Consider the following 11,504-nt stretch of genomic DNA (forward strand, 5'->3'; position numbering starts at 1 on the left):
TCGATGAACGGCTCAGCTTCGGCGTCCGATTTACCGGGTCAGCGTGCCGGCGAGATACTTGCGAATGCCCGGGCCATACGGCGGCCGCATCTGCTTGAGCGGCGCGATGTCCTTCTTCAGCTGGGTGAAGATCGCCTTCTTGTGACTGAACTCCTTGAAGCCGTCATGGCCGTGGTAGCTGCCCATGCCGGACGGGCCGACGCCGCCGAACGGCAAGTCCTCCTGGGCGACGTGCATGACCACGTCGTTGACCGTGACCCCGCCGCTGGTCGTGCGCTCCAGCACCTTGGCCTTCTCCGCCTCGTCGGTCCCGAACCAGTAGAGGCCCAGCGGCCGTTCGTTGGCGTTGATGTAGTTCACCGCCTCGTCGACCTGCTTGTAGGTCTTCACCGGCAGGACCGGGCCGAAGATCTCCTCCTGCATGACCTTCATGTCGTCCGACGGGTTCAGGATCAGGGTCGGCGGGATCTTGCGATGCTCCTGCTGGCTGAAGTCCTCGCCCGCCGGGTTGATCTCGACGATCTGCGCGCCCTTGGCCCGGGCGTCGTCGATGTAGCCCTTGATCCGATCGTAGTGCCGCTGGGCGACCACGGCGGTGTAGTCGGGATTGTCCTTGAGGGTCGGGAACATCCGCGTCACCGCGCCCTGGGCCTCCTTCACGAACTCGCCGACGCTCTCCTCCGGCGCCAGGACGTAGTCGGGCGCCAGGCAGATCTGGCCGGCGTTCAGCGTCTTGCCGTTCATGATCCGCGCCGCGGCCAGCGAGACGTCCGCCGACTTGGACAGGATCACCGGACTCTTGCCGCCCAGCTCCAGCGTCAGCGGCACCAGGTTCTCGGCCGCCGCCCGCATGACGTGGCGGGCGATCGAGGTCGCGCCGGTGAAGATCATGTGGTCGAACGGCAGCTCGGAGAAGGCCTGGCCGACCTCCGGCCCGCCCGTTAGGACCGCGATCTCTTCCTCGCTGAACACCTTGCCGAACATGGTCTTCATCAGCTCGGAGGTGGCCGGCGTGAACTCCGACGGCTTGATCATGGCGCGGTTGCCCGCCGCCAGGATGCCGGCCAGCGGCGCGAAGGTCAGGTTCACCGGGAAGTTCCAGGGACTGATCACGCCGACCACGCCCTTGGGCTGGTAGACGACCTCGGCCTTGGCGCCGAACAGGCCCAGGATCGCCGGCGTGGTCTTGCGCTTCTCGCCCTTCATCCACTTGCGGACGTTTTCCTTGGCGTGCTTCAGCGGGCCGATCGAACCGCTGACGTCGGTCAACAGGGTGGCGTCCTTGGAGCGGTTGCCGAAGTCCTCGTTGAGCGCCTCCTGGATGTCCTTGGCGTGGTCGACCAGCAGGCCGATGCAGCGATCCAGCCGCTCGATGCGCTGCTCGGCGGTCGGGGCGCCGTCCCGCAGATGCGCGGCCTTCTGGCGCTCGAGCACCGCCAGCATGGCGGCCTTGTGGCCTTCGGCCCCGAGGTTGGCGGGAGCGTTCATCTTGGTCTTCCTCCAGGCGACCGGGCTCGCTCCCGGTTCAAGTGATCGGCGATCAGAATGACCCCTGTCGCGCCTCGCCGCAAGCGAACGGCGTTACCGCTTTTAACCGCTCGTTCGGACCTTCCGGCCTAGGTTGCCCGCCATCTACTGCCCACGTGCTTCAGAAGAGGCGCGTGACTACGGGGGAACTTAACGATGTCCGGCAACGTAGAAACCACGCTGCGCGGTCCCGACGCCTACAAGGTCGCTCACAGGACGCTCGAAATCATGGAGCGGCACGCCGTTTGGCCGACGCCGCTGAACTTCGAGCTGTGGTCGCACTACGTCGCCGATCCGGAAGGCCCGCTTGCCCGGGAACTCAATCGCCTGCTGTCGATCGGCGAGCCGCTGACCGAAACGGTCAGCGAGGAACTGGCCGCCGTCTACCTGGCGAAGGCGCGCCTGAACGAACAGATCCGCGACGCCGGCGACCAGCTGTCCAAGGAGCTGGCGGCCGTTTCCCGCGCCATCGTCCAGGCGCAGAAGTCGCACGAGACCTACGGCCAGACCCTGGCCGGCGCCAGCAAGGGCCTGGCCGACGCCAAGGACACCGCGCAGATCAAGGCGATGGTCGACTCCCTGTCGACCGCGACCCGCCGGGTCCAGCGCGAGAACAAGTCTCTCGAGAAGAAGCTGGCGGAGTCGACCGGCGAGGTCCAACGCCTGCGCGAACACCTGGAGCAGGTCCGCCGCGACGCCACCACCGACGGCCTGACCAACCTGGCCAACCGCAAGGCCTTCGACGAGGAACTGGCCCGCGCCTGCGCCGAGGCCGACGAGAACGGCTCGATCCTGACGCTGGCCGTGCTCGATATCGACCATTTCAAGAGCTTCAACGACACCTGGGGCCACCAGACCGGCGACCAGGTGATCCGCTACGTCGCCAGCGTCATCGGCAGCCGCGGCGCCACGCCACGCTTCTCCGCCCGCTACGGCGGCGAGGAGTTCGCGATGATCTTCCCAGGCGAGGACGCCGCGCTGGTCGAGGCCTGCCTCGAGGAAATCCGCGAGGAAGTGGCCTCGCGCATGCTCAAGCGTCGCTCGACCAACGAAGACCTGGGCACGGTCACCGTCTCCGCCGGCCTGGCCACGCGCCAGGAGGGCGAGACCGGCAGCTGTGTCATGGAGCGGGCCGACAAGGCGCTCTACGCCTCCAAGCGCACGGGCCGCAACCGCGTGACCAACGCCGAGAAACCGGCCAAGGCGGCCTGAGGCCGCCCCTTCCCGCCTACCCCGAATGCTTGCGGGACGATCGCTTCCAAACCCTCCATACCGATCGTCCCGGCGAAGGCCGGGACCCAGCCTCAACCTCGGCGACAGGTGATTTCGCACCGGCGCGCAGACCCATGGCCTGGATCCCGGCCTTCGCCGGGATGAACGGATGAAGAGGCATGGCAAACCTTCGGCTATTGAGCGCTGAGGCGAGCGCTGCCACACCAGCTCTGACCTCCCCGCCGCCCCTCGGCCGACCATGTCGCTTCAGACCCCGACCGCGCTGAGCCGCGTCAACCTGCACTACGCGATCCAGGCCTTCGCCCAGGCGGCCGGCGGCGTCTTCCTGCTGGCCGTCCTGCTCAAGGCGGGCGTCTCCGTCCCGGTCGCCCTGCTGTTCCAGGCCGGCATCGTCGCCGGTCGCTTCGTGCTGCGCCCGATGGTGCTGCCGCTGGCCAAGCGCACCGGCATCAAGCCCCTACTCATCGCCGGCACCCTGGCCACGGCGGCCTACTACGCCCTGTTCGCCTACCTGGGCGGCCCCGGCCCGATCCTGATCCTGCTCAGCGCCGTCAGCTCGATCGGCTATCTGCTCTACTGGCTGAGCTTCCACGCCTATTTCGCCGCCTTGGGAGATCCGGCCCAGCGCGGCGGTCAGGTCGGCCTGCGCGAGGCGATGGTCGCGGGGGTCGGCGTCGTCGCGCCGCTGGCCGGAGCCTGGGCGCTGACCGCCGGCGGGCCGAAGATCGCCTTCCTGCTGGTCGGGCTGGTCCAGGCCCTGGCCATCGTCCCGCTGATCGGCGCGCCGAACGTACCGGTCGCCCGCACGCCGCCCGAGGGCTACCGCATGCCCAGGCTTGGTCTGGGCCTGATGTTCGGCGACGGGCTGTTCGCGGCCGGCTACCACTTCGTCTGGCTGATCGCCCTCTTCCTGACCCTCGGCGAGAGCTACGCCGCGTTCGGCGGGGCGGCGGCGGTCGCGGCGATCGCCGGAGCCGCCGGCGCCCTGTTCCTGGGCCGGCGCATCGACACCGGGCGCGGCCGGCGCGCCGTCGTCATCGCCTACGCGGCCGCGGCCGTCATCATCGTCCTGCGCGCCCTGGGCGTGGGGACGCCCTGGCTGGCGGTGCTGGCCAACGCCGGCGGCGCGCTGATGGTCGCCCTGGTCACGCCGGTGATGATGACGCCGGTCTACAATCTGTCGAAGGGCTCCAACTGCACCCTGCGCTTCCATATCGCCACCGAAGGGGCCTGGGACGCCGGCTGTTTCGTCGGCTGCGTCGGCGCGGCGGCGTTGGTCGCGGCCGGCCTGCCGCTGTCGGTCCCGATCCTGATCGCCCTCGCCGCCATCGCCCTGCTGGTCGCGCAACTGCTGCGCTACTACGGCCGTCTTCAGGCCTGAACTTTCCGCTGGCGTTCCGCCGCGTTATCCGCGCTTACCCTCTGGAGAAGAAGAAGACCCAGGGAGACGCGTCTTGGACTACACGAAGATCAAGGTCGAGCTGACCGACGGCGTAGCCGTGGTCACGCTGAACGACCCCGCCACCATGAACGCCGCCGGCCTGGACCTGGCCGCCGAGCTGAGCCACGCCTTCGCCAGCATCGCCGCCGGCAAGATCGCCGCCCGCGCGGTGGTGCTGACCGGCGAGGGCCGCGGCTTCTGCTCCGGCGCCAACCTGTCGGGCGGCGGCGCCGCCGGCCGCGAGGCGGACGTCGACGGCAAGCCGGACGCCGGCCGCGCCCTGGAAACGGTCTACAATCCTCTGGTCAACCAGATGCGCGACCTGCCCGTGCCGCTGGTCACCGCGGTGAACGGCGCGGCGGCCGGGGTCGGCTGCTCGTTCGCCCTGCTCGGCGACCTGATCATCGCCGGCGAGAGCGCCTACTTCCTGCAGGCCTTCCGCCGCATCGGCCTGGTGCCGGACGGCGGCTCGACCTACCTGCTGAGCCGCGCCGTCGGCCGGGCCCGCGCCATGGAGATGGCCCTGCTCGGCGAGAAGATCGGCGCCGCCAAGGCGCTGGAATGGGGCCTGGTCAACCGCGTCGTCCCCGACGCCGAGCTGCAGGCCGCCGCTCTGGAGCTGGCCAAGGAGCTGGCCAGCGGCCCGGCCTCGCTGGGCGCGATCCGCAAGCTGATCTGGGAAGGGCTGGACAACGACTGGGGCGGCCAGCTGACCGCCGAGCGCAAGGCCCAGAAGCTCGCCGGCAAGACCGAGGACTTCGTCGAGGGCGTCAGCGCCTTCCTCCAGAAGCGCGTGGCGGCGTTCAAGGGCAAGTAGTTCCGAGCGTCCCGGCGAAGGCCGGGATCCAGATCCAGCTCAGATATTCGAGTTCCATTTGAGGTTCCGAATCCCTGACGGGGCCCTGGCCTTCGCCGGGAAAACGGATCTGAGGTCACCCATCCCAAGGGCCGGGCCCGATGTCCTCGCGCATCGCCCGGCCCTTCTTCGTTTTCGGCTGCTTGGCCCTCAGCGCCGCGTCGATCGCCAACCGGGCCCAGCGCTCGGCCGCGTCCGGATCGTCCCAGGCCGCCTCCGGCAGCCGCCAGTAGTGCAGCCGTCCGGTCTTGCCGTTCTTCATGGCGTAGACGAACGGCTCCGAGTCGGTCGCCTCGAAGGCCGCGCGGTTGAGGTCGTCGACCTTCAGATACAGGGTCTCGCCGAAGATCAGGCCGAAGTTGACGTCGCCGACCGAGACGCTGGCCCCGCCGAACATTCCCTTGAATTTCAACATTCCCAGGCCCCCCAACGCCTCCTGGACCTGATCCTTGAACTCGGCGCTGACCGCCATTCTCCACCCGTGAGCAAATGATCACTTGTCATCCCGACGCCGATATGTGAGCATTTGCTCACAACCGGAGTCGAGACCATGTCCGCCAAGCCTCGCATCGAGCGCGCCGCCCTGGAAGTCTTCGTTCGCGACGGCGTCGACGCCGCCACGACCCGGGCCATCGCGGCCCAGGCGGGGGTGTCGGAAGGCGCCCTCTATCGCCACTACCGGTCCAAGGACGAGCTGGCGATCACCCTGTTCATGACCATCCACCGCCGTCTCTCGACCCTGATCGAGGCCAGCGCGGCCGAGGCGACCGGCGTCAAGGCCAAGGCCGCCGCCATCGTGAAGGCCTACTGCCTGGTCGCCGACGAGGACTGGCTGACCTTCGCCTTCCACCTGACCCAGATCCACCGCTTCATCCCCTACTACCAGGAGGACGGGAAGGATCCGGTCACGGTGACCGAAAACGTGATCAAACAGGCGATGATCGGCGCCGAGCTGCCGCCGGCCGACCCCCGCGTGCTGGCCGCCATGGCCATCGGCGTGATCACCCAGACAGCCCAGAACAAGGCCTACGGCCGGATCGGGGACGACCCCCTTTCCGCCCACGCCCCGCTCATGACCGCGGCCGTCCAGGCCGTTCTCTTCGCCCGTTAGCGAGCGCGATCAGGCGAAGTGGATGCCGGTTCGCCGCCCGGATCGCGCGACAAACAAGGAATCTCCAACGCCATGACCTTCCGCAATCGACTGTTCAACGCCTACTACTGGGTGCTGTCGATCTTCTACGGCCTGACCGCCGCCCTCTGCGCCCTGTTTCCGGGCCGCGGCCTGATGACCGGGGCGATCAAGCTCTACACCCGCCGAATGCTGTGGGCGATGCGGACCTTCGCCGGCATCAAGATCGATCTGCGCGGCCAGGAGAAGCTGCCGGAGGGCGCCTTCATCATCGCCGCCAAGCACCATAGCTGGGGCGACGGCTTCGTGATGTTCGCCAATGTGCCGAACCTCAGCTTCGTGACCGGCGACCATATGGAGCGCTTCCCGCTGGTCGGGGCCATCCTGCGCAAGTTCGGGGCGATCATCGTCAACAGCTGCGGCGGCCCGGAAGCCCGCGAGGCCCTGTCGCGGAGCGCGGCCCAGGTGGCCAAGGAAGGCCGCCGCATCCTGATCTATCCGGAAGGCCACCTGGCCAGGCCGGGCGAGCGGTTCCGCTACCGCACCGGCGTCTACTACATGTCCAAGGACTTCGACCTGCCGGTGGTGCCGGTGGCGACGAACCTCGGCCTGTTCTGGGAGCAGACCTCGAAGATCAAGACGCCGGGGACGGCCACCATCGAGTTCCTCGACCCGATCCCGACCGGCCTCGAGAAGGACGAGTTCCTGCGCCGCCTGGAGACCGTGGTCGAAACCCGCAGCCAGGAACTGATCGCCATGGCCACGAGCGAGCCGGTCCGGCCGAGCGTCCTGGTCCCGACGCCGAACGAGGCCCGGGCGGCAGAGGCGGCCTAGGGGCGGGCCAGCCTCAGCTCCCTGAGGATCGCATCGACGACGGCCGTGGTCTCCGTGAGCACGGCCGCGTTCCAGAATCGCCGGACGGTCCAGCCGCAACCTTCCAGGACCTCGGTCCGCGCCGCATCATACGCGACCCGTTCGGCATGCTGGCCGCCGTCCAGCTCGATGACGAGCTTGGCTTCCACGCAGGCGAAGTCGGCGAAATACCTGTCGATCGGCATCTGCCGGCGGAACTTGAAACCGTCGAGTTTCCACCCACGCAGGATCGACCAGAGCTTTCGCTCCGCACCGGTCTGCTCCTGTCGCAGCCGCCTGGCGTTCCCCACACGATCCATGGATCGAGCCTACTTCCCTTCTCCCGGAGGGAGAAGGAGGGGCCCGCGAGCCGCAGGCGAAGCGGGAGGATGAGGGGTTGGGGACGGCGCAGACTTGGCGAGGGCGAAACACCTCACCCTCCCACGCTTCGCGTGGGCCCCTCCCTCTCCCTAAAGGAGAGGGGTTTTAGCCGGTTCGATCGTCACGCTTTCCCCACAGCCGCAGGCGTCGGTCTCGTTCGGGTTGCGGAACACGAACTTCGACGACAGGCGGGTGATCTCGTAGTCGATCTCGGTGCCGACCAGGAACAGGACGGCCTTGGGCTCGATCAGGATGGTGACGCCCTTGTCCTCGACCACCTCGTCCAGCGGATCGGCGGCCTCGGCGTAGGCGAGGATGTACTCCTGGCCGGCGCAGCCGCTGTTCTTCACGCCCACGCGCAGGCCGGCGTAGGGCTTGTCGGGCTCCTGCTCCGCCTTGCGGGCCATGATCTCCTTGACCCGCGTCGCGGCGGCGTCGGTCAGGGTGACGATCTTGGGCCGCGGGCGGCGGGGTCTCGGAGCGTTGATCTGCGGTTCCATCGTCATCACCAAACCCATCAAACCCCGGTCATCCCGGCGAAGGCCGGGACCCAGATCCAACCACAGCCTGTCGAAGCCTGACCCAGGTCCGGCGCTCGCAACTGGGTCCCGGCCTTCGCCGGGATGACGGGAGAAACTGTGTGCATCAGAACATGTTCAGCTGCAGCTTGGCCTCGTCGCTCATGCGCGACTGGTCCCACGGCGGGTCGAACACCAGGTCGACCGAGCAGGACTTCAGGCCCGGGATCTCCATGACCGCGTCCTCGACCCAGCCCGGCATCTCGCCGGCCACCGGGCAGCCCGGCGCGGTCAGGGTCATGTCGATCTTCACGTCCTTCTCGTCCGAGACGTCGACCTTGTAGATCAGGCCCAGCTCGTAGATGTCGACCGGGATCTCCGGGTCGAACACGGTCTTGAGCTTCTCGACCAGCTGATCGGTCAGCGAGTCGAGCTCCTTCTGGCTCAGAGCGGACGGCTTGTCGGACGCGGTGCTGATCTCGGTCATCGATGTCTCAGGCGAAGAAGCTGCGGGCCTTGACCAGCGCGTCCACGAACGCGTCGGCCTCGGCCTCGGTGTTATATAGGGCGAAGGAGGCGCGGCTGCTCGCCGTCAGGCCGAAACGGGCCATCAGCGGCTCGGCGCAGTGGGTTCCGGCGCGGATCGCGACCCCCTGCTTGTCCAGGATCTGGGCGATGTCGTGCGGGTGGGCGTCGGCGACGGTGAAGCTGAGGATGGCCCCCTTCCCCTCCGCCGTGCCGAGGATCCGCAGCCAGTTGGCGCCGTCCAGCCGTTCGACGACCCGCCGGTACAGCGCGTGCTCGTGGGCCAGCACCGCGTCGCGGTCCAGGCTCATGATCCAGTCGACCGCCGCGCCCAGCGCGATCGCCTCGATGATCGGCGGGGTGCCGGCCTCGAACCGCATCGGCGGCTCGGCGTAGGTGATCTCATCCTCACGGACATAGCCGATCATCTCGCCGCCGCCCTGGTAGGGCGGCAGGACGGCCAGCCGCTCGGCCTTGCCGTACAGGATGCCGATCCCAGTGGGACCGTACAGCTTGTGGCCGGTGGCGACGTAGAAGTCGACGTCCAGGTCCTTCACATCGACCCTGGCGTGGACCGCGCCCTGACAACCGTCGACCAGCACCGCCGCGCCGGCGGCATGGGCCATCTCGGTCAGGGCCTTCACCGGGTTCAGCGTGCCCAGCACATTGGACATGTGGGTGAAGGCGACCAGCCTGGTCCTCTCGCCGATCAGGTTCCGGGCCGCTTCCAGATCCAGCGAGCCGTCGTCCAGCACCGGGATGAAGCGCAGCACCACGCCCTTGCGCTCGCGCAGCAGGTGCCAGGGCACGATGTTGGAGTGGTGCTCCATCTGGGTGAGGACGATCTCGTCGCCGGCCTTCAGCCCCAGGCCGAAGGTCGCGGCGACCAGGTTGATCGCCTCGGTGCCCCCCTTGGTGAAGATGATCTCGTCGCGCGAACAGCCTATGAAGGCGGCGACGCTTTCGCGGGCTTTTTCATAGGCTTCTGTCGTTTCGTTGGCGAGCGTGTGCAGACCGCGATGGACGTTGGCGTAGCTGCCCTCCATGGTCCGAGTGATCGCCTCGATCACCGCGCGCGGCTTCTGGGCGCTGGCCGCGTTGTCCAGATAGACCAGCGGCCGGCCGTTCACCTGGCGCGACAGGATCGGAAACTGGGCGCGGACGGCTTCTGCATCAAAGGCCACTACCCGGCCCTCCCCAGCTGCGCGGCGACCCAGGCGGCGGCGACCTCGCGGGCCGGTTCGTAGGCGATGCGGTCGACCACCTCGCCAACGAAGGCGGCGGTGAGCAGGGCCTTGGCCTCGTCCAGCGGAATGCCGCGCTGGCGGGCGTAGAACAGGGCGTTCTCGTCGAGCGCGCCGATGGTGTTGCCGTGGGCGCACTGGACGTCGTCGGCGAAGATCAGCAGCTCGGGCTTGGCGTCGATCTCGGCCTTGTCCGACAGGATCAGCGCGTGGTGGCCCATGCGGGCGTCGGTCTTGTCGGCGCCGTGCTCGACGACGATCCGCCCCTGGAACACCCCGCGAGCCTGGTCGTGGACCACGCCCTTGGTCAGCTGCGAGGTCGTCCCGTCCAGGCCGCCGTGGGTGACCACGGTGGTCAAGTCGGCGTGGCGCTGGTCTCGTAGCAGGTAGGCGCCGTCCATCCGGATCGTGGCGTGTATCCCGGGATGTGCGACATGGGTCTCGATGCGCTGGCGGCGACCGCCGCTGGTCAGGACCGTCTGGCCCATCTCGGCGCCGGCGGCCAGGAAGATGCGGGCCTGGGAGACGGTGACGCTCTCGGGGCCGTCCTGGACCAGGACCACCCGCTCCAGCCGCGCGCCCTCGCCCAGTACGATGTCGACCTCGGCGCTGGCGACCGCGCCGTCGGCCTGGGCCTCGTAGCTCTCCAGCAGGTGCAGCGACGCGCCCGGCTTGATCTCGATCTTGACCTTGGCGGCATGGCTGCCCAGGGCCGTCGAGACGAAGCGCAGGCGGACCAGCCGCTCACCCTCGACGATCAGCCCGGCGGCGCCGGCGACACGGCCGTTGACGACGGACAGCTCTTCGCCGCCCGCCGCCTCGAACGGCCCGCCCGGCGCGATTTGCGCTTCCGGCGAGGCCGGCGGCAGCGCGCGCAGCAGCCCGCGCAAGTCGGTCCAGCGCCAGTCCTCGTCGCGGCGCGACGGCAGCTGGGTCAGGTCGCCGGTCTCGATGGCCTTGGCCAGACTCACGCGGCGGCCCTCACGTACTTGTCGTAGCCGTCGCGCTCGAGCTCATGGGCCAGTTCGGGCCCGCCCGAGGCGACGATGCGGCCGGCGCTCAGCACGTGCACGCGGTCGGGTTTGATGTAGTCGAGCAGCCGCTGGTAGTGGGTGATCACCAGCATGGCGCGGTCCGGCGAGCGCATGGCGTTGACGCCTTCGGACACGATGCGCAGCGCGTCGATGTCCAGGCCGCTGTCGGTCTCGTCCAGGATCAGGAAGCGCGGCTCCAGCATGGCCATCTGGAAGATCTCCATGCGCTTCTTCTCGCCGCCCGAGAAGCCGACGTTCAGGGCCCGCTTGAGCATGTCGAAGTCGATCTTCAGCGAAGTCGCCACGGCGCGGGCGCGCTTGAGGAACTCCGGCGCGCTGATCTCGTCCTGGCCGCGCGCCTTACGCTGGGCGTTGACCGCGGTGCGGATGAAGGTCAGGGCCGGAACGCCCGGGATTTCAAGCGGATACTGGAAGGACAGGAACAGCCCCTTGGCCGCCCGCTCGTTGGGCTCCAGGCTCAGCAGGTCCTCGCCGTCCAGGGTCGCGGTTCCGTCGACGACCTCGTAGCCCTCGCGGCCGGTCAGCACGTAGCTCAGCGTCGACTTGCCGGCCCCGTTCGGCCCCATGATGGCGTGCACCTCGCCCGCGGGGACGTCGAGAGTCAGGCCGTTGATGATCGGCTTGTCGGCGACCGTGGCGTGGAGGTTGTTGATCGAAAGCATGGTCATTCGTTGCAGTTCTTATCTTCCGTCATCGTCGGACTTGTTCCGACGACCCATGCACACGGGCTGACGGGGTGTTCA

13 protein-coding genes are annotated in these 11,504 nt (G+C 68.3%); 5 read left to right on the forward strand and 8 right to left on the reverse strand.

All coding sequences use genetic code 11. The features are described 5' to 3' along the window. Positions 1-30: 30 nt before the first annotated feature. Positions 31-1,488: a coniferyl aldehyde dehydrogenase gene (locus tag CSW64_RS12435; protein ID WP_099622415.1), complete on the reverse strand. Its 1,458-nt coding sequence runs from the start codon at positions 1,486-1,488 to the stop codon at positions 31-33. 195 nt (positions 1,489-1,683) lie between these two features. On the opposite strand from CSW64_RS12435, the gene CSW64_RS12440 reads away from it, so the two are divergent. The 3 genes from CSW64_RS12440 to CSW64_RS12450 all read left to right on the forward strand — a co-directional run bounded on the left by CSW64_RS12440 (position 1,684) and on the right by CSW64_RS12450 (position 5,018). Next, positions 1,684-2,739 (forward strand): GGDEF domain-containing protein, encoded by a 1,056-nt coding sequence (locus CSW64_RS12440; RefSeq protein ID WP_099622416.1) that lies wholly within the window; start codon positions 1,684-1,686, stop codon positions 2,737-2,739. A 259-nt stretch (positions 2,740-2,998) separates the two neighbouring features. Continuing rightward, the gene (locus CSW64_RS12445; protein ID WP_099622417.1) at positions 2,999-4,141 is read left to right on the forward strand and encodes an MFS transporter; all 1,143 of its coding nucleotides are present in this window, start codon (positions 2,999-3,001) and stop codon (positions 4,139-4,141) included. Between the two features lie 73 nt (positions 4,142-4,214). Beyond that, positions 4,215-5,018, forward strand: coding sequence for an enoyl-CoA hydratase/isomerase (locus CSW64_RS12450; protein WP_099622418.1), 804 nt, complete (start codon positions 4,215-4,217; stop codon positions 5,016-5,018). Between the two features lie 115 nt (positions 5,019-5,133). Here CSW64_RS12450 and CSW64_RS12455 read toward each other — a convergent pair whose 3' ends face one another. Then, positions 5,134-5,529, reverse strand: a complete 396-nt coding sequence (locus CSW64_RS12455; RefSeq protein WP_099622419.1) for a TfoX/Sxy family protein — start codon at positions 5,527-5,529, stop codon at positions 5,134-5,136. Positions 5,530-5,607: 78 nt separating this feature from the next. On the opposite strand from CSW64_RS12455, the gene CSW64_RS12460 reads away from it, so the two are divergent. Next, positions 5,608-6,168 (forward strand): TetR/AcrR family transcriptional regulator, encoded by a 561-nt coding sequence (locus tag CSW64_RS12460; RefSeq protein WP_099622420.1) that lies wholly within the window; start codon positions 5,608-5,610, stop codon positions 6,166-6,168. 72 nt (positions 6,169-6,240) lie between these two features. Next, a complete protein-coding gene (locus CSW64_RS12465) occupies positions 6,241-7,020 on the forward strand; it encodes a lysophospholipid acyltransferase family protein (RefSeq protein ID WP_099622421.1) in 780 nt (259 codons plus the stop codon). Here the strand turns inward: CSW64_RS12465 and CSW64_RS12470 are convergent. From CSW64_RS12470 to sufC, 6 genes are all read right to left on the reverse strand, one after another. Then, on the reverse strand, positions 7,017-7,358 hold the full coding sequence (locus CSW64_RS12470) for an endonuclease domain-containing protein (RefSeq protein WP_099622422.1): 342 nt from the start codon (positions 7,356-7,358) through the stop codon (positions 7,017-7,019). The two genes, CSW64_RS12465 and CSW64_RS12470, sit on opposite strands and share 4 nt — an antisense overlap. Positions 7,359-7,508: 150 nt before the next feature. After that, positions 7,509-7,925, reverse strand: a complete 417-nt coding sequence (locus CSW64_RS12475; RefSeq protein ID WP_425430342.1) for a HesB/IscA family protein — start codon at positions 7,923-7,925, stop codon at positions 7,509-7,511. 139 nt (positions 7,926-8,064) lie between these two features. Next, positions 8,065-8,424, reverse strand: a complete 360-nt coding sequence (locus CSW64_RS12480) for an SUF system Fe-S cluster assembly protein (RefSeq protein WP_099622423.1) — start codon at positions 8,422-8,424, stop codon at positions 8,065-8,067. 7 nt (positions 8,425-8,431) lie between these two features. After that, positions 8,432-9,646 (reverse strand): aminotransferase class V-fold PLP-dependent enzyme, encoded by a 1,215-nt coding sequence (locus CSW64_RS12485; protein ID WP_099622424.1) that lies wholly within the window; start codon positions 9,644-9,646, stop codon positions 8,432-8,434. Beyond that, positions 9,646-10,677, reverse strand: coding sequence for a Fe-S cluster assembly protein SufD (gene sufD / locus CSW64_RS12490; protein WP_099622425.1), 1,032 nt, complete (start codon positions 10,675-10,677; stop codon positions 9,646-9,648). Before sufD ends, CSW64_RS12485 begins: the two co-directional genes overlap by 1 nt. After that, positions 10,674-11,423, reverse strand: a complete 750-nt coding sequence (gene sufC, locus CSW64_RS12495; RefSeq protein ID WP_099624228.1) for a Fe-S cluster assembly ATPase SufC — start codon at positions 11,421-11,423, stop codon at positions 10,674-10,676. The genes sufD and sufC overlap by 4 nt, the downstream gene beginning before the upstream one ends. Positions 11,424-11,504: the final 81 nt, after the last annotated feature.

The organism is Caulobacter mirabilis (assembly GCF_002749615.1).
Taxonomy (GTDB): domain Bacteria; phylum Pseudomonadota; class Alphaproteobacteria; order Caulobacterales; family Caulobacteraceae; genus Caulobacter; species Caulobacter mirabilis.